General features: G+C 65.6%; 17 protein-coding genes. 1 reads left to right on the top strand and 16 read right to left on the bottom strand.

The features are described 5' to 3' along the window. Positions 1-17 precede the first annotated feature (17 nt). The 3 genes from EGT50_RS14435 to EGT50_RS14425 all read right to left on the bottom strand — a co-directional run bounded on the left by EGT50_RS14435 (position 18) and on the right by EGT50_RS14425 (position 2,354). Positions 18-758: a DsbA family oxidoreductase gene (locus tag EGT50_RS14435; RefSeq protein ID WP_235870767.1), complete on the bottom strand. Its 741-nt coding sequence runs from the start codon at positions 756-758 to the stop codon at positions 18-20. Between the two features lie 108 nt (positions 759-866). After that, positions 867-1,301: an OsmC family protein gene (locus EGT50_RS14430; protein WP_127955363.1), complete on the bottom strand. Its 435-nt coding sequence runs from the start codon at positions 1,299-1,301 to the stop codon at positions 867-869. 39 nt (positions 1,302-1,340) lie between these two features. Further along, the gene (locus tag EGT50_RS14425; RefSeq protein ID WP_456238951.1) at positions 1,341-2,354 is read right to left on the bottom strand and encodes a helix-turn-helix transcriptional regulator; all 1,014 of its coding nucleotides are present in this window, start codon (positions 2,352-2,354) and stop codon (positions 1,341-1,343) included. Between EGT50_RS14425 and EGT50_RS14420 the strand changes: the two genes are divergently transcribed. After that, positions 2,329-2,934 (top strand): TIGR03086 family metal-binding protein, encoded by a 606-nt coding sequence (locus tag EGT50_RS14420; protein WP_408014645.1) that lies wholly within the window; start codon positions 2,329-2,331, stop codon positions 2,932-2,934. The genes EGT50_RS14425 and EGT50_RS14420 overlap by 26 nt on opposite strands. Positions 2,935-3,024: 90 nt before the next feature. On the opposite strand, the gene EGT50_RS14415 is transcribed toward EGT50_RS14420, so the two are convergent. The 13 genes from EGT50_RS14415 to EGT50_RS14360 form a co-directional block, all read right to left on the bottom strand. Continuing rightward, positions 3,025-5,571, bottom strand: a complete 2,547-nt coding sequence (locus tag EGT50_RS14415) for an ATP-dependent Clp protease ATP-binding subunit (RefSeq protein WP_127955361.1) — start codon at positions 5,569-5,571, stop codon at positions 3,025-3,027. Positions 5,572-6,079: 508 nt separating this feature from the next. Beyond that, complete coding sequence (locus EGT50_RS14410; RefSeq protein ID WP_408014651.1) at positions 6,080-7,279, bottom strand: acyltransferase family protein; 1,200 nt, start codon at positions 7,277-7,279, stop codon at positions 6,080-6,082. Next, complete coding sequence (locus tag EGT50_RS14405) at positions 7,273-9,030, bottom strand: hypothetical protein (protein WP_127955586.1); 1,758 nt, start codon at positions 9,028-9,030, stop codon at positions 7,273-7,275. The genes EGT50_RS14410 and EGT50_RS14405 overlap by 7 nt, the downstream gene beginning before the upstream one ends. Before the next feature lie 209 nt (positions 9,031-9,239). Continuing rightward, positions 9,240-10,178, bottom strand: coding sequence for an esterase/lipase family protein (locus EGT50_RS14400; protein ID WP_127955585.1), 939 nt, complete (start codon positions 10,176-10,178; stop codon positions 9,240-9,242). Positions 10,179-10,248: 70 nt separating this feature from the next. Next, entirely contained in the window at positions 10,249-10,590 is a 342-nt protein-coding gene (locus EGT50_RS14395) for a histone-like nucleoid-structuring protein Lsr2 (RefSeq protein WP_127955360.1), read from the bottom strand. 132 nt (positions 10,591-10,722) lie between these two features. After that, the gene (gene lysS, locus EGT50_RS14390) at positions 10,723-12,234 is read right to left on the bottom strand and encodes a lysine--tRNA ligase (RefSeq protein ID WP_127955359.1); all 1,512 of its coding nucleotides are present in this window, start codon (positions 12,232-12,234) and stop codon (positions 10,723-10,725) included. A gap of 84 nt (positions 12,235-12,318) precedes the next feature. Continuing rightward, positions 12,319-12,741 carry a rhodanese-like domain-containing protein gene (locus EGT50_RS14385; protein WP_127955358.1) on the bottom strand — a complete coding sequence of 141 codons (423 nt, stop codon included), beginning with the start codon at positions 12,739-12,741 and terminating at the stop codon, positions 12,319-12,321. Beyond that, positions 12,738-12,878: a hypothetical protein gene (locus EGT50_RS17075; RefSeq protein ID WP_164873422.1), complete on the bottom strand. Its 141-nt coding sequence runs from the start codon at positions 12,876-12,878 to the stop codon at positions 12,738-12,740. Before EGT50_RS17075 ends, EGT50_RS14385 begins: the two co-directional genes overlap by 4 nt. Before the next feature lie 241 nt (positions 12,879-13,119). Next, positions 13,120-13,932 (bottom strand): type III pantothenate kinase, encoded by an 813-nt coding sequence (locus EGT50_RS14380; protein WP_127955357.1) that lies wholly within the window; start codon positions 13,930-13,932, stop codon positions 13,120-13,122. Between the two features lie 4 nt (positions 13,933-13,936). Further along, positions 13,937-14,359 (bottom strand): aspartate 1-decarboxylase, encoded by a 423-nt coding sequence (gene panD / locus EGT50_RS14375; protein ID WP_127955356.1) that lies wholly within the window; start codon positions 14,357-14,359, stop codon positions 13,937-13,939. Between the two features lie 17 nt (positions 14,360-14,376). Beyond that, positions 14,377-15,336: a pantoate--beta-alanine ligase gene (gene panC, locus EGT50_RS14370; protein ID WP_127955355.1), complete on the bottom strand. Its 960-nt coding sequence runs from the start codon at positions 15,334-15,336 to the stop codon at positions 14,377-14,379. A gap of 7 nt (positions 15,337-15,343) precedes the next feature. Next, positions 15,344-16,270, bottom strand: a complete 927-nt coding sequence (locus EGT50_RS14365) for a Rossmann-like and DUF2520 domain-containing protein (RefSeq protein ID WP_127955354.1) — start codon at positions 16,268-16,270, stop codon at positions 15,344-15,346. 146 nt (positions 16,271-16,416) lie between these two features. Further along, complete coding sequence (locus EGT50_RS14360) at positions 16,417-17,538, bottom strand: DUF6779 domain-containing protein (protein WP_127955353.1); 1,122 nt, start codon at positions 17,536-17,538, stop codon at positions 16,417-16,419. Positions 17,539-17,591: the final 53 nt, after the last annotated feature.

Below are 17,591 nucleotides of genomic sequence, written 5' to 3'. Positions count from 1 at the left end.
CGCCACCGTAAGGGTGGTCAGTTGCAGGTCTCGGCGTTCCCGCCGAGACCTGCACTGCTTTCCCCGGTTTCGCCCTGGGTCTGCTCGACCGCCTGACGGAGCAACTCCGTGAAGACCTCCTTCGGCTGCGCGCCCGAGACCGCGAGGCTCCGATTCGCGACGAAGAACGGCACGCCCGAGATCCGCAGCTGCCGGGCCGCTTCGAGATCGGCGCGCACCAAATCCGCGCCGGCATTGCCATCGAGCGCCGCGGCCGCCTCCTCGGCATCCATGCCGACGCTCACCGCGATCTCGACCAGCACCGCGCGATCGTCGAGCACCTTCCCGTCCGTGAAGTGAGCCCGGAACAGCGCCTCGAGCAGCGCTTCCTGCCGCTCCCCTGCCACATGCAGGAGGCGGTGCGCGTCGAACGTGTTCGCCGCGAATGCGTTCTCGAAGTCCATGACCAACCCGTCCGCAGCGGCGATGCCGGCGACGTGGCGGAACATCTGACGGACCTGATCGCCCGACATGCCCTTGTGCTCGACGAGAGCCTCGAGTTCGGTGTGACGCGCTCCCACGGGTGTGTCCGGCGCGATCTGGTACGACCGCCACACCACCGCGACACGATCCCGCTGCGGGAACTCGTCGAGTGCCGCGGCGAACCGGTGCTTGCCGATGTAGCACCAAGGGCAGGCAACATCCGACCACACTTCGATCGGGACCGTCCCCGGCGGGAGTTCGGCAGGCAGAGCTTCGGTGTTTCTCTCGATCGTCACGAGACATTCGAACACATGCCGGTCCGGCGTTGTTCCGCACCCGGCGCGGAGTCAGCTACGTCAGAGCAAAGAGTCTCAGCCACAGGCCGATCGGGCCGGCCACGCAAGCTACTCGAGCGCGGCGTCGAGCGTGATGGCGACACCGGTGAGGGCCTTGCTCACCGGGCAGGATTCCTTGGCCGCCTGAGCAGCGCGGGCGAACCCGTCGGCATCGAGTCCATCGACCTCCGCCCGAACGGTGAGGGCGATACCCGTGAGCTTGAAGCCCGGCTTGTCCGGTCCCAGGGAGACGTCGGCACGGACGTCGAGGCTCTGCGGCGTTCCCCCGGCCTCCCCGATCAGCGCCGACAGCTGCATCGCGTAGCAGGACGAATGGGCGGCCGCGATCAACTCCTCGGGGCTGGTCGTTCCGCCGGCGTCCTCGGCGGCCCGCTTGGGAAACGACACCTCGTACGTTCCGACTCCTGAGCTGGTCAGTTCGACCTGCCCGGAACCCTTCTCGAGGGTTCCATTCCAAGCGGTGCGCGCAGTACGTGTCGGCATGCCACATCCTCTCCTGGTTGTTCGGGTTACGTCTCGAACCTACTCGTAGAGATCGGCCATTCGCCGCGCCCGAGACTCCATCGCGACCCGCAGGCGTTCCGGTGCCAACACTTTGGCGTTCTCCCCCATAGCCCACAACACTTCGCCGGCGTGGGAGTCGCCGCCGAACGCCACCTCGAGGCGCACCCATTCGCTGTCGAACGGCGACTCGGACAACACCCCCAGCGTTCGCTCGGCAAGTTCCTCTCGATGCTCCGCGCGCACGAGAACGGCGACCACCAGCGGTTCTCTCGGCGACCGGAACGCAGTACGGAGCCGCTCCCAGACTGCGCCTAGGTCGACGTCGGGCTGGCGCACCGCCGCTTCATCGACTTGGCGCACGTCCTCGATCTTCTCCACTCGATAGGCTCGTTCCCTGCCGGCATCCGTCGCCACGAGGTACCACCGACCAGATGCATGGATGAGTCCGACAGGGTCGACGATCCGCCACGTGGGGCCGCTACTCTCCGACGCGTAGAGGATGCTCAGCCGTCGGCCCACGAACACCGCTTGCTGGATCAGTCCGAGGAACGGGTCGGTCGGCTTCGGATCCGTCAGCCAGGTCCCCTGCGTGACCAGTACCCGCTCTGCAACCTTCTGCGCAGCCACGCGATGCGGTTGCGGTATCGCCGCCACCACCTTGCGGATCGCCGATGCGAAGGCCGGCCCCATTCCCAGCGATTCCGAGGTCGCGGCCGAACTCGCCGTCATGAGCGCTTTGGCCTCGTCGGCGGTCAGGCCGGTCAGGTCGGTCGTGAACCCTGGCAACAGCTCGAATCCGCCATCGCGGCCCCGTTCGGCGTAGACGGGTATGCCTGCGGTCGACAGCGCATCGATGTCACGCAACACAGTGCGAGGTGATACCTCGAGTTCGCGGGCCAGAGCCGAAGCCGACATGCGCCCGCGGTTGCGAAGCAACAGAACGAGCGAGAGCAGACGGTCGGCGCGCACGAGGAAAGTTTGCCAGAAATACACGACACAAGATGTCATGTATTGCACCGATAGTTTGCTCATGACCCAAGCGACAACAGATCCACGTCCCCTCTACCGCGAAGCGCTGGCCTGGGCAACCGAACTCATTGCCGGTGTTCGCCGGGACCAGCTGACAGCATCGACCCCCTGCACCGAATTCGACGTCCGCGCCCTCCTCGGTCACCACGTGGCCGGCGTGGAGATTGCCCGGATCATCGGGGAAGGCGGCGACCCGTCCGCCGCCCCAACCATCGTCACCGGTATCTCCGACGACGACTTTGTGGCCGCGTATCGGTCCGCCACCGACCGCATGTTGCCTGCTTGGACCGACGACCGACTGGACGCCGAAGTGACTGCACCGTGGGGCACCGTCCCCGGCCGGGTCGCGATCTGGGTCTACATCATCGAAACCCTTGTGCATGGCTGGGACCTTGCGACCGCCACGGGCCAGCCCGCCGAGAGCCGTCCCGAACTGGCCGAGGCGGTACTCGCCGTCGCACAGCACGCGATCCCCGCGGAACCGCGCGGCGGGCAGATGCCGTACGGCCCCGTCGTCACTCCCTCTGCGCAGGCCGGACCCACCGAGCAGTTGGCCAACTGGTCCGGCCGGGTCAGCGCCTGATGGAAAACGGTTCTTGAACCGACGATGCCCCGGACGCAATTGCGTCCGGGGCATCGTTGCGATGCAAGCGGCTTCTCTGTGCTGGAAGCGCTACTCCTGGGGGCCGCTCTCGGGCTCACCGGCGCTCGCGAGCGCTTCGGCGGGTGAATCCGGGACCGTGACCGGCTTGGGGGTGCCACGGAACGTGAACTTCGCGTTCTCGCCGGCTCCCTCGCCGTCCCAGCCCTCGACATCGACGAGCACGATCTGGCCCGGCTCCAGTTCGTTGAAGAGGATCTTCTCCGACAACTGGTCCTCGATCTCGCGCTGGATAGTGCGACGCAAGGGACGTGCGCCGAGCACCGGATCGAAGCCGCGCTTTGCGAGCAGCGCCTTGGCCTGCTCGGTCAGCTCGATGTCCATGTCCTTGTTCTTCAGCTGCGCCTCGACGCGGCTGATCATCAGGTCCACCATCTCGATGATCTCGGCCTGCGTCAGCTGGTGGAAGACGATGATGTCGTCGATGCGGTTGAGGAACTCGGGCCGGAAGTGCTTCTTGAGCTCGTCGTGAACCTTGAGCTTCATGCGCTCGTAGTTCGACTCGCTGCCCGTGCCCTGGCTGAAGCCCAGACCAACGGCCTTCGAGATGTCCGCGGTACCCAGGTTCGAGGTGAAGATCAGCACGGTGTTCTTGAAGTCGACCGTACGACCCTGACCATCGGTGAGACGGCCATCCTCAAGGACCTGGAGGAGAGTGTTGTAGATCTCCTGGTGCGCCTTCTCGATCTCGTCGAACAGGACCACCGAGAACGGCTTGCGGCGCACCTTCTCGGTGAGCTGGCCGCCCTCTTCGTAGCCGACGTAGCCGGGAGGGGCACCGAACAGACGCGACGCGGTGAACCGGTCGTGGAACTCGCCCATGTCGATCTGGATGAGCGCATCGTCCTCGCCGAACAGGAAGTTCGCGAGCGCCTTGGACAGCTCGGTCTTACCGACACCGGACGGTCCGGCGAAGATGAACGAGCCGGACGGACGCTTCGGGTCCTTCAAGCCGGCGCGGGTACGGCGGATCGCCTTCGAGACGGCCTTGACGGCGTCCTCCTGGCCGATGATCCGCTTGTGCAGCTCCTCCTCCATGCGGAGCAGACGCGTGGTCTCCTCCTCGGTGAGCTTGAAGACCGGGATGCCGGTCCAGTTGCCCAGGACCTCGGCGATCTGCTCGTCGTCGACCTCGGCGATGACGTCCAGGTCACCGGACCGCCACTGCTTCTCCCGCTCGGCGCGCTGCCCGACGAGCTGCTTTTCCTTGTCGCGCAGGTTCGCGGCCTTCTCGAAGTCCTGCGCGTCGATCGCAGACTCCTTCTCGCGGCGGGCATCGGCGATCTTGTCGTCGAACTCACGCAGATCCGGCGGCGCGGTCATCCGGCGGATGCGCATCCGGGCACCCGCCTCGTCAATGAGGTCGATGGCCTTGTCCGGCAGGAAACGATCGTTGATGTAGCGGTCGGCCAGGGTGGCCGCCGCAACCAGCGCACTGTCGGTGATGGAGACACGGTGGTGCGCTTCGTAACGGTCCCGCAGACCCTTGAGGATCTCGATGGTGTGCTCGACCGTCGGCTCACCGACCTGCACCGGCTGGAAGCGGCGCTCGAGGGCGGCGTCCTTCTCGATGTACTTGCGGTACTCGTCGAGGGTGGTCGCACCGATGGTCTGCAGCTCGCCGCGAGCCAACTTCGGCTTCAAGATCGAAGCGGCGTCGATGGCGCCCTCGGCCGCGCCCGCACCAACCAGGGTGTGCAGCTCGTCGATGAACAGAATGATGTCGCCGCGAGTGTTGATCTCCTTCAGGACCTTCTTGAGGCGTTCCTCGAAGTCACCGCGGTACCGGCTGCCGGCCACCAGGGAACCGAGGTCCAGCGTGTAGAGCTGCTTGTCCTTGAGGGTCTCCGGCACCTCGCCGTTGACGATGGCCTGTGCGAGGCCCTCGACGACCGCGGTCTTGCCGACGCCGGGCTCGCCGATGAGAACCGGGTTGTTCTTGGTGCGGCGGCTCAGAACCTGCATCACGCGCTCGATCTCCTTCGAACGACCGATGACCGGGTCGAGCTTGCCTTCGAGGGCGGCCTGGGTGAGGTTCCGGCCGAACTGGTCGAGGACCAGCGACGTCGACGGGGTGCCCGCCTCGCCGCGGCTGCCGCCGGCCTCGGCCGGCTCCTTGCCCTGGTAACCCGACAGCAGCTGGATGACCTGCTGGCGCACGCGGTTGAGGTCGGCACCCAGCTTGACGAGGACCTGGGCGGCGACACCCTCGCCCTCGCGGATCAGACCGAGCAGGATGTGCTCGGTCCCGATGTAGTTGTGGCCGAGCTGCAGCGCCTCTCGCAGGCTGAGCTCGAGGACCTTCTTGGCGCGGGGAGTGAAGGGGATGTGGCCGGACGGCGCCTGCTGGCCCTGCCCGATGATCTCCTCGACCTGGCTGCGGACACCTTCGAGGGAAATACCCAACGACTCCAACGACTTGGCCGCTACGCCCTCACCCTCATGGATGAGACCCAGCAGGATGTGCTCCGTGCCGATGTAGTTGTGGTTGAGCATCCTCGCTTCTTCTTGAGCCAGGACGACGACGCGCCGCGCGCGATCGGTGAACCTCTCGAACATCGCTCTCCCTCACATTTTCCGGTGGTCCAGGTACGAGGCCCCGCCTTTCTCGGTGTCTCGCACCTTTCCGCCGAGTCTCGCTCCGGCACAACAGGCTGACGGCCTCCGGAACCGAAGGTTCCACGACCCCACTTCACACTCTAGTGGGCGACTCTTCGGCCTGCCGCTCCTCCGCCCGTCGGGCGAGTGGAGCGAACCTGCATGAACTCCTCAACGTCGCAGGTCGCGGAATCGTTTCCCGCGCCCTGTACGCCTGAAGCGAACACGGCGTCGGAGTGGCTCCACGGCCTGCCCCCCGGGCGCCTCCGAGAGATGGAGGCCTCTGTGCATGGTGGACCTGGTTCGCCTATTTTCGCGCTTGTCGCGATCGTCGGCATCGTGTCCGGTTAGTCGACACAGCGGCAGGGGCCACGGGAGAACTCGCCCATGGAACGAGTTCTCCCCTAGTTGCTACGTCGACCGCGCGGGAGCCAGCACTGGTGGTAGTTGTCTCCGATGACGACAGTCGTCACTCGACTCGGGTGGGAGTAGGCGCGACCGGCTGGTCGACGGCGCGGGTCTCGCGCCGAGATACCTCCATCGGCCGGCGCTCTTGTTTGGGCCCACTCTCGATGAACCGCAACAGGGTTCGGTGCAACGCCCACGCAATCGGGACGGAGAACGCGACGGTGACGACGAAGACACCGACCGTCGAGCCCTGGAACGTCTGGTAGCCCAGCATGTCGACGACGAACTCCAGCACCACGAGGTGCACGAGGAAGATCTCGTAGGAGATCTCGCCGAGCCACACCATCGGGGCCGACGATGACAGGCGTCCGAGCGGTCCCGGCCTATCACCGATGACGAGCGGCGCTATCAATGCCGTCGCGAACAGCAGATACAGCATCGACTTGGTGACCGCCTCAGTGGCGTCCATGGGCACGATGGTCGCTTCCCCCGCAAGCGGTGTGCACACGAGCAGCAGGAAGTAGATCGCCAGCAGGCCCATCCCGTACGGGTTGCAGCGCTTGATGGTTACGGAGGCCAGCGCAAGCAGCATGCCGCCGGCGAACCAGGCGATGAACCCAGGCAGCCAAAGCCGGGCCGTGAAGTCGATGTCGGTGTTGTGGGTGATCAGCGTCCACAGCGGCGTGATCGCAACGAGGACGAGCAGGGCGACCGCGAGGCGGACGGGATGCCATCGCCGGCGGCAGACGACCACCACCAAGAACCACCCGATCACCGGAAGCAGGAGATAGAAGGCCACCTCGACCGCGAGGCTCCACATCTGGGTGAGTCCGGTGTGCAGGTGCCCGGCCCCGTAGATCTGGGTGAAGGTCATGTTCCGCAGGAACCCGGACCAGCCCTTCCCCGTTTCCCCGGAATCCTCCCGGAACAGGTAGATCGCATACGTCGCGATAATGGTGATCCAGTACGCAGGCAGGATTCGTCGCACCCGGCGCCACGCGTAGACCCGCGTCGACGGCAACTCCCCCTGCCCTGCGGCGGCCTTGAGCCAAGGGCGTGCCAGCAGGAAGCCCGACAGCACCATGAACATCGTGACGCCGACCTCGAGCCGGGAAAACGCGGCACCTGTGGGATCGGGCGTGTACCGACCGGTCCAGAACCCAGCGTGCGCGAAGATCACCATCAGCGCCGCGATCGCGCGCAGGCCCGTCAGCGACTTCACGTATCCCGGCGTCGCAGTGCCGGTAGTGGCCGTCACGATCCCGCCTCCGGCGCCGGCCCGACGGCCCCGACGGGGCCGGCACCGATGCACAACTCCAGTCCAGGAGTCACCGGGCGGACCCGGATCCCGTCACCTGCCCCGAGCAGCCTCACGAATGCCTGGTTCAGCCCGGCCTGTACCGGGACCGTCACCGTGTCCCCACTGCGATTCAAGCTGACTTCGATGGTGCCGTCGGTGCTCGCGAAGTAGTTGAGCTGGGCCGTCCACTCCCAGTCGATGAGCGGACCGTCGAGCGGCAGGTCGACCGGATCGTTCTCGATGCGATAGCCACACTCGGGGACGGGCCCCTGCCCGATGCTGCGGATCCGCACGACGGCGCCCGGGATCAAGTGCCCGGAGTCGTCGAAGACCTGTAGATAGTTCGTCGACCGCCCGAACTCGGGGCGGTCGTGCAGCGGACCGAAGATGCGGCTCGCCATGTTGTGCGGGAACGCGACGGGAAGTAAGACATAGATCGACGCGGGCTGATCCAGCATCGGGGTCTCCTGGTTCGCAGCGAGGGCGGCGCGACCGTTCGCGAGGTAGTCCACGGTCGGGTTGTCGCGCCATCGCTGCACGAAGGTCGCTGTCGACCACAGGCTGCTCGCGACGAACAGTGCCACCAAGCCGACGATGAAAACTGGCCGTGGCCGTGGAAGCGGACGCACCGCTGGCCTGCGGGGCGCCCGCACGATCAGCGCCCAGCCGATCGCGATCACGACCGCGCTGTCGGCGACGTAGCGCAGCGTCTGGGCCAACTCGTACGCGGTATCCGGGCCGGAACGGGTCAGGATCATCGCCGCCTCGGACACTGCGACGTACACCGCCATCGACACCCAGACGCCGACTGTGCGCTGCCGATACCGCAGCGACCACACGAGCGCGGCCGCCACGGCCGCCCAGCCGAGGACGACGAGAACGGTGGGCGGCGTCGCCCACGGCGGGCTCGGGGGCCAACGATCCCAACTCCACGGCCCGCCGAGCAACGTTGGCACCAGGCCCAGGGAGGTCCCGTGGTGCGCGAGCCCCGCGGTCTGGGTGGCGGACGGGAATACCAACCGGGAGTGAGTGAAGTGAAGGTACGTCGCCGCCCACAGCGCGACGACTACGGCGAGGGGGATCCACAGCGCCTTCCCCCGGTCCAGTGCCGTGCGGATTGGACGCTCGATACCGTCGACTCGGTACGCGAGCGCGACCACCGCGAACGCGACCACCGGTACCAGAATCGATTTCTCGAAGAACGCCAACGACAGTGCCGTTACCACTGCGCCCGACACCGCGAACCGGGCACGTCCGGTCCGGCACAGCCGGATCGCGTCACCCGCCACCCAGGCCAGCGCGATCTGCATCGGCAACGAGTTGAGGCCTGCCGCCCACCACGCGAACGACGGCAGTGTGAGCGGGGAGAACAGGTAGAACACCAACGGCAGCAGCAGCACCGGCCGGGTGCCTACGAGCAGGCGGAGGATCCGCAGCACCGCAAGCGACGCGAGCGCCTGCCCCACGACAAGCGTCACCGCAGGAACCGTCCAGCTCAGCGGTGCCGCTGCGGTCGACAACCACGCGACCAGGAAGGCAGCCGGCATGAGATGACCGTCGTGGTCGTAGAAGAGGAATTCAGTCGACAGAGCAGGCAACTCGCCGGAGCGGCTGATCAGGATGAGGTCGTCCCAGTAGAAGTCGCCCGAGAACGCTACGACAGATCGAACCACGATCTGCACAGCAATGAGTGCCAGTGCCGCGACGAACACCTTCCGGGAGGTCGGTGACCACTGTCGACTCCTCGTCGGTGACGACTGCCGACTCCCAGGCGAACGGACGTCGGATTCGACGACCTCTTTCGCGTCGACGTCCGGAACCGCTCGCACGCACACACTCCTTCCTACGAACGCGGCGCCGAGGCGGAACCCTATCCGCGCAGATCAGTACGCGGACGTCCGAGGGAGAAAGCTGTTGAAGCTCAGCCGCCCAGGATCGGCACCACGAACTGGCACGGTACCGAACGTTGGTTGTCTGGATCCAGAGCGTTCAGAACGTGCACGGCCGCGACGGAGTCCGCAGCAACGGCAAGATGCTCACCGAAGTTTGTGCTGCACTCGTCCTGCAAGACGATGTTGGTCGCGTTGGGCCCCTCGAGGTACCCGCTGGTGTAGGGGACGATCACTTGGTCGTAGCGAGTCAGGATGTTGGTGTAGGTCACCTCGGGCGCGTAGATTCCGTTCGCCTGCAGCGCCTGCAAGAACTCCGAGCCTGTCGCCATCTGCGGGCACGCCAGGCAGAGCTCGCCGCTTCCGTCATCGATGAGGGCGCTCATGGCATCCATCAGAGTGTCCATCGAACTGTCTCCGCCGGACCCATCGGTGCCGTCCCACAGCGGCGCCAGCGACACGTACTTGTCGATCTTGTCGGCACCGCCGAGTTGCTGGACGTAGTACGTCGGCATCAGGGTGCCCTGTGAATGGCCGATCAGATCAACCTTCTCCGCGCCGGTCTCCTGCAGGACGCGGTCGACGAACTCACGGAGTTGCTCGGCGCTCTCTTCGATGGGCTTCAATCCGCCGATCGCTGAAATCGGCCACGGCTGATCCTCGAGCGCGCCGTAAGTGAGCGCGAAGACGCAATATCCCTCGTTCGCGAGAAGCGGAGCAAACGAACCCCAATTGTCTTGGCGGTTGCCAAAGGTTCCGTGCACCAACACGACGGGATTCGGGCGCTCATCCGACGGTTTGCACGACCAGTCGTTCGAGCCCGGCGCGGACCCGCCCGGATTACTCAATTCCAGCGAAATTCCTGCAAGGAAGTTGTAGGGCACCGGGTAGGCCTCCTGGGCCGTTGCCGGCACTGCCACACCAAGCAGTGACACCGCAGAAAGAAGTACGCCCGCAATGAATCGTCTCAGCTGCACGGAGCGAGATGGTAGCAGACCGTTCTACATCGGCAACAGATCACCGGCCGTGTTGCGACCGTGATCAGTGTTCCTTGTTGTACGCCTCGGTAATTTCGGCGGAGATCCGACCGCGCGAGGACACCGTGTAGCCGTGGCCTCGTGCCCATTCACGGATCTTGGCACTCTGCTCTCGGTCTGCCCCACCACGGGAAGCCGCACCGGCCGCCCCCTTGCCACGGCGACGAGCCGTCACCTTCCGAGCATGCGAAACCCACACGTCGAGTTGCTCACGCAGCTTTGCTGCATTCTCGGAAGACAGATCGATCTCGTACGCAACCCCGTCAAGGCCGAACTCGACTGTTTCGTCGGCGGTGGCATCCTGATCGACGTCATCGATGAGCGTTACAGTTACCTTCTTTGCCATGGGGTCGATTCCTTCCGAATGACGCGTCGTCGCTCGGACGCGAAGCGTCCCAGCCGGGGCAACTCGAAAGCAATAGTACCCTGAATCCTCGAAAATGATGGCTCATCAATATCGAGGGTTTTGAACTGCCGGTCAGCGCGTGGACGGTCGGACAATTGGGAACAAGATGGTTTCCCTGATTCCCAATCCAGTAAGTGCCATCAGAAGGCGATCGATTCCCATACCTGTCCCGGTGGTCGGCGGCATACCCTGCTCCATCGCAGCGAGGAACTCCTCGTCGAGAATCATCGCCTCGTCGTCGCCGGCCGAGGCAAGGCGCGCCTGATCCATGAAACGCTCACGCTGAATGATCGGGTCGACCAACTCCGAATACCCCGTCGCCAGTTCGAATCCGCGGATGTAGAGATCCCACTTCTCAGTCACACCCGGCAGGTTCCGGTGCTGACGGGTGAGTGGCGACGTCTCGACCGGGAAATTCCGCACGAATGTGGGCTCGTACAACTGGTCACCGCACTGGTGCTCCCACAGTTCCTCGACGATCTTGCCGTGGCCGTACCCCTTGTCCTTCGGGACGTCGAGGCCGACCTTCGCAGCCAGCGCCAACAGGTCCTCGACCGAGGTGTCCGGGGTGACCTGAACGCCGATCGCCTCGGACAGCGAGGGATACATCTCCATCGTCTTCCACTCGCCGCTGAGGTCGTACTCGGAACCGTCAGCGAGCGTGACGACCTGGGAGCCGAAAGCGCCCTGCGCGACCTCCTGCACGAGTTCACGGGTCATCTTCGCGGAATCGTCGTAGGTACCGTAAGCCTCGTACGTCTCGAGCATCGCGAACTCCGGCGAGTGCGTCGAGTCCACACCCTCATTGCGGAAATTGCGGTTGATCTCGAAAACCTTCTCGATACCGCCGACGACGCATCGCTTGAGGAACAATTCCGGCGCGATTCGCAAGTACAGGTCGATGTCCAGCGCGTTCGAGTGAGTCGTGAATGGACGCGCCGCCGCACCGCCATGCAGTGTCTGCAGCATCGGCGTCTCGACCTCGAGGAAGCCGCGGCGCTCGAGCGCGTTGCGCAATTCCCGAACGACGGCGACCCGCTTGCGCGCCATCTCGCGGGCCTGCGGACGGACGATGAGGTCCGCGTAGCGCTGCCGCACCCGGGATTCCTCGTTCATCTCCTTGTGTGCGACCGGCAGCGGACGCAGGGCCTTGGCCGCGATCTGCCACGAGTCGGCCATTACGCTGAGCTCGCCGCGCCGCGAGCTGATTACCTCGCCGTGAATGAACACGAAGTCGCCGAGATCTACATCGGCCTTCCAGGCTGCTAGGACGTCCTCGCCGATATTGGCGAGGCTGAGCATCGCCTGCAGCTGAGTCCCGTCGCCTTCTTGCAGGGTCGCGAAGCACAGCTTGCCGGTGTTGCGGAGGAAGATGACGCGGCCGACCACGCCGACCACCTCTCCCGTGCTCGAGTCCACTTCCAGATCGGGGTACTTGGCGCGGATCTCCGAGAGCGAATGAGTGCGCGGAACCGACACCGGGTACGGTTCCTGGCCGTGGGCGAGCAGACGCTCCCGCTTCTCGCGGCGGATCCGGAGCTGCTCGGGGGTGTCGTCGACTGGCTGGGCTGGTGCTTCACTCACGGGGTACAAGACTATAGGGCCGCATTCGCCGAGCGTGTGCGCCGGTAGTACGGCGTCCCCCGGGGACGTCGAACGGGGATCCGGTCAGTGCGCCGAAACAGTGGCCAACTCTCGGACGCAATGCCGCTGTCCGATCAGGACACCCTGCAGGCCGGCGGCCTTGATGGCCTTGTAGCCGCCTACGAGGTCGGTGGCCTTGTGCAGCCCGAGCTGCCGAAGGGCAGCGGCCGCGAGGCTCGAGGTGTACCCCTCGGAGCACACGATCACCCATTCGACGTCGTGGTCGACGGCGAGCGCAAGGTGGGCGCTGCTGGTTGGGTCCAGGCGCCACTCGAGCACGTTTCGCTCGATCGCGAGCGCGCCCGGCAGCGTGCCCTCGAGCGCCCGCTGGGCCTGGGGTCGGATGTCCACGAAGATCGCGCCGCGTCGGACGGCCTCGGCGATCTCGAAGACGTACATGCGATCAATGTGAGTGCGGGCGTCGTCGAGCATTTGGTCGATGGTCACTTCAGGCTTCCTTCGAGCAGAACGGTCAGCTCGAGGCGACTGCGGCGCAGCGCCCCGCGCCCGGCGACCTCGTAGTAGGGCATCACGATGAGGGGCGTCGAGTACGCCTTGGCGCCGGAGGCGCCCTGATCAGTCATCCGCAGCGAATCGGCGGGAAACAATGGCGTAGGCAGCGAGGTCGCAACGTGTGCAGACGCGCGGACGCCTAAAGGATATGCAGAATGCACGAGTAAAGCTCCAGGAGAGTGAAGACGATCGAGGCAGCGTTCAGCCTCGACAACACTCCTGGGCACTCATGCAACGGAACACGTCGAGCAGTCTTACACAACATCGACGTCGAGGGAACCCCTCGTGCGAGTGACGCGGGCTACCCGGTGGTCAGACCTCGCTCCGGCGCGACTTCCGCCGTGCGAGGTTGCGCTCGTAAACCATGCGCAGGCCCTCGAGCGCGAGGTCAGGCTCGTGGTGCTCGATGGTCTCGCACTCGGGCATGATCAGCGGTGCACTGTCCCCCGTTGCGATCACCGCGACGTCCGGCCCATTGAAGGCGGCGAGCTCACGGCGAACTCGGCACACCAAACCGTCTACCAGACCTGCAAATCCGAACACGGCACCGGACTGCATGCACTCGACGGTGTTCTTGCCGACCACCGAGCGGGGCCGGACCAGTTCGACCTTCCGCAACGCCGCCGACTGCGACGCCAGTGCGTCCGTGGAGATCTCGAGGCCGGGCGCGATGGCGCCGCCAAGGAATTCGCCCTTGTCGGAGACGACGTCGACACATGTCGACGTACCGAAATCTACTACGATGCAAGCACTCTCGTACAAGTGGTGCGCTGCAAGGCTATTGATGATGCGGTCGGCGCCCACTTCTTTGGGATTGTCGACCAGCAGTGGCACCCCGGTGCGCACGCCGGGCTCCACGACCACGTGCGGGACATGATCCCAGTACCTGCCGAGCATTATGCGTATCTCGCGCAGCACCGACGGCACCGTCGAGAGCGCGGAGACACCGGTGATCTGATCGGCGTGCGGTCCGACCAATCCGCGAAACTTGAGCGCCAACTCGTCGGCGGTCATCCGCGCATCGGTGCGCATCCGCCAGTCCCGCACCAACTTCGAGTGAGAGCCGGTGCCGGTGAAGAGTCCGAGAACGATGTTGGTGTTTCGGACATCGACCGTGAGCAGCACCGTACTACACCAGACTGGAGAGCATCCGCGGCGTGACCAGACCTGAGCCCTCGGGCGCATGCGCCGGGTCCGACCCGAGTTCGACCGGTTTGTTGTCGCCGTCGACGAACACGACGTGCGGCGAGTACTCGCGGATCTCTTGTTCGTTCATCACACCGTAGGCGATGAGGATCACCAGATCACCCGGGTTGACCAGATGCGCTGCGGCACCGTTGATCCCGATGACACCCGAGCCTCTCTCACCGGTGATCACATAGGTCTCGAGACGGGCGCCGTTGTCGATGTCGACGATCGTGACCTGCTCACCCTCGAGCAGGTCGGCGGCCTCCATCAGATCCTGGTCGACGGTCACCGAGCCGACGTAGTGCAGGTCGGCGTGCGTGACAGTGGCACGGTGGATCTTCGACTTCATCATGGTGCGCAGCATGTTCGGCCCTTCGGTCTTCAGTGGGAGAGGAGGTCGTCAACGGGAGCGGAGGATGTGGTGGGGTCTGTGCTAGTTCGTTCGAGGAACCCGGTACCGACCGCAACACCGACGTTGTCGATCAGTCGCGTGCTGCCGATTCGCGCCGCGATGAGGAGCCGACCGTCTCCGCGTTCGGGGGCTGGGCCGAGATCCACGCCGCGGACCTCGAGGTAGTCCACCTCGATCTCGGGCGCGGAGGCGAGCACCTCGCGCGCGGTGGCGAGAATCGCCTCCTCCCCGCCGGACGCGGCGTGCGCACCCGCGACCAGCGCAGCCGACAGCGTGGTGGCCAGCTGCCTCTGCTCAGGTTCGAGGTAGCGATTCCTCGAGGACAGGGCCAGACCATCCTGTTCACGGACCGTCGGAACGCCAACGATTCGCACGTCGAAGTTGAGATCACGCACCATCTGCCTGATCAGCACGAGCTGCTGGTAATCCTTCTCACCGAAGAACGCGACGTTGGGTGCGGCGATCTGGAGCAGCTTGGCGACAACCGTGAGCATGCCCGCGAAGTGCGTCGGCCGGCTCTTGCCCTCGAGGTCGGCTCCGAGCGGTCCTGGGAGGACGGTCGTGCGCGGGCCGTCGGGGTACATCGTGGACGGCGTCGGGGCGAAGACCAGCTCGACCCCGACCTCACGCAGCAGTTCCAGGTCTGCATCGAGGGTGCGCGGGTAGGCGTCGAGATCCTCGTTCGCACCGAACTGCAGCGGATTGACGAAGATCGACACGATCACGACGGCGCCAGTCACCTTCGCCTGTCGCACCAGCTCGAGGTGACCGGCATGCAGTGCACCCATCGTGGGCACCAGCGCCACCTGGCGCCCGACACCGCGCAACGCCTTCGACACCCGCGTCAGGACCTCGGGGTCGTGGTGCACGGTCAGTTCGCCGCGCTTGAATCCGCCCTGCAGAACAGGAGCTTCGTTCGCAGTGCTCATCCTCGGCTCATCCTCCATCCTCGAGCACTTCCATCAGTTCCGGCTTCGCCCCCGCGCGCTGCGCAGTCCGCAACGCCAACGCCCGGTATCCCGCGCCCAGCCTCGGGTCGACGTCCTCGAGCACCTCGAGGTGCTTCGCAACGGCGGCCGCGTCACCGCGTGCCACGGGTCCGGTCAGCGCAGACTGCCCGCGCCGCAGGGCGTTGTCGAGCGCTGCCGACAGCAGCGGACCGAGCACCCGTTCGGGCAGTCCGTTCGGGTCGTCGCCGACCAGTTCCTGGCCTAGCAGTTCCTGCCCTTCGAGCGCCACCCGCAGCGCGGCGACCGCGTCGACGACGAGCGTGACCAGGTGGTTGCTGCCATGTGCGAGGGCTGCGTGGTAGAGCGGGCGGACTTCCTCGCGGACCCGGACCGGCTCTCCACCGATCTCGAGGACGAGGGATTGCCCGATCGCATAGCCGATGTCGTCGGCCGCGGTGATCCCGAAACAGGCGTCGGACAGTCGGGCACTGTCCTCGGTGTGGCCGGTGAAGGTCATCGCGGGATGGATCGCCAGCGGCACGATGCCCTGCTCGGAGAGCGGTGCGAGAATACCGACGCCGTTGGCGCCGGAAGTGTGGACGACGATCGTTCCCCTGCGCACCAACTCGGTGGCCGCCAGACCTCCCACGAGGCCGGCGAGTTCGTCGTCGGGAACCGCGAGGATCAGCAGTTCGGCCCGGGCTGCGACCTCCGGAACGGGCAGGATCTCGGTGTCGGGTAGTCGGGTCTCCGCGCGATGAACGGAGGCGTCGGAGACGGCTGAGCAGGCGACAACGACGTGTCCGACTCGCTCCAGCGCGGCACCGATTGCTGTCCCGACCCGTCCCGCCGAGACGATACCGATCGTCAACCGTGCGGGCGCGGGACCGTTGGCGATCCCAAAGGAGACCACTTTCGTCCTCTCGTTCGTTCCAGTCCCGCGTGGCGGGTACCAGACGTCCTGCGGAGAGAATAGCGCGTGCGAAGAAGCGGACCACCGGCCGTCCGACGTGATCTACAGCTCACTTGACGGCGAGAGCGGTTTCGATCTCGTTGGCGCTACTCTGCGCGATGGCGGTTGCGCGGCGCGGCGTCCCCCGCGTCATCGGATTTGAGGTTCGCCATGATCTCGGCAACCGAAAGGCCGTTCGTGTGCGCACCACCGGAGTCCTCAGCCAACCGACGTGCGCGACGGGAGGCCGGCCGCGGCGTCTCGGAGTGCGCACCCCTGAACTGTCGGTGTTCGACCGGTTCTGGCGTGGTTGACGGGACGGGTGCCATGGGCTCCTCGCTCCTCGGCGGAAAGGTATCCGCCGGCGGCGCGGGCTCGTATTCAGGGACCGATCTAGCGAAGAGGGGCTCTTCGAGTGGAGGCTCCGGGCCACCGACAACCTCGTCGGCAGAGGCGACGTCGCTGGTGAAGGGGCTGCCGAAGTCGTAGTTGGCGCCGGGGCCGTCGAACGTCTCGACGTCTATCGGCGGAATCACCGTCGTCTCCGCCGTGACCGGGTCGTCGTACGGGGTTGCGAAGCCGGGGGCCTGGGGCGCCGGGTGCCGTGCCGGATTGGGGCTGGGAACCTGAGCACTGGGGCCGGGAACCTGAGCATTGGGGCCGGGAACCTGAGCATTGTGGCTGGGCGCCTGAGCATTGTGGCTGGGCGCCTGTGCTCCCGGAACGAACAGGCCCGACGCGGCGGGGTGGTAGCTGCCCGCCAACTCCTGCACTCGTGTCGACTCCGCGCGTAGCGCCACACGGTCCTCCGGAAGTCGACCGTCGAACAGCATCTCGAGGTTCCGGCGAAGCGCAGCGAGCTCGTCGCGCAGCGCATTCATGGTCGCGGCCTCGGCACTCATCTCGTTCCGAACCCGGACCTCGACGCCCAGCTCGTACTCACGACGTGCACTGATCTCGCGCTCCAGCTGCAGCTCGTACACCCTCTGCAGGTCACGAACCTTGGCCTTTTCCCTGGAGGACTCGCGCCGGTACTTCGTCATCGCGATGGCGCCCAGTGTTGCGGCCCACAATGCGACGACCAGGCCTACCCGAAGCAATTTGACGCTGTCGCTGAAGATCATGAACAGTGATGCCGCAACGGCGAGCAACACAAGCCCGGCACTGATCATCTGGCTCGTAGTGCGTCGATTGCGGCGGACCGACTTGGCGCGACTCGGAACCGTCATGCAAATCAGGGTAGCCGCACACGCCCGAAACCCAATCCGGATACAACGGTGGG

Source organism: Rhodococcus xishaensis (assembly GCF_004011825.1).
Classification (GTDB): Bacteria; Actinomycetota; Actinomycetes; order Mycobacteriales; family Mycobacteriaceae; genus Prescottella; species Prescottella xishaensis.
This window is presented reverse-complemented; position numbering and strand designations above follow the sequence as displayed.

Bases quoted from the DNA above. Each gene is read 5' to 3' on its own strand.
- EGT50_RS14430 (WP_127955363.1), bottom strand. From the start codon at position 1,301: ATGCCGACACGTACTGCGCGCACCGCTTGGAATGGAACCCTCGAGAAG.
- EGT50_RS14395 (WP_127955360.1), bottom strand. From the start codon at position 10,590: ATGGCAAAGAAGGTAACTGTAACGCTCATCGATGACGTCGATCAGGAT.
- EGT50_RS14360 (WP_127955353.1), bottom strand. From the start codon at position 17,538: ATGACGGTTCCGAGTCGCGCCAAGTCGGTCCGCCGCAATCGACGCACT.
- EGT50_RS14420 (WP_408014645.1), top strand. From the start codon at position 2,329: ATGTATTGCACCGATAGTTTGCTCATGACCCAAGCGACAACAGATCCA.
- panD (WP_127955356.1), bottom strand. From the start codon at position 14,359: ATGCTGCGCACCATGATGAAGTCGAAGATCCACCGTGCCACTGTCACG.
- EGT50_RS14415 (WP_127955361.1), bottom strand. From the start codon at position 5,571: ATGTTCGAGAGGTTCACCGATCGCGCGCGGCGCGTCGTCGTCCTGGCT.
- EGT50_RS17075 (WP_164873422.1), bottom strand. From the start codon at position 12,878: ATGACTGATCAGGGCGCCTCCGGCGCCAAGGCGTACTCGACGCCCCTC.
- EGT50_RS14425 (WP_456238951.1), bottom strand. From the start codon at position 2,354: ATGAGCAAACTATCGGTGCAATACATGACATCTTGTGTCGTGTATTTC.
- panC (WP_127955355.1), bottom strand. From the start codon at position 15,336: ATGAGCACTGCGAACGAAGCTCCTGTTCTGCAGGGCGGATTCAAGCGC.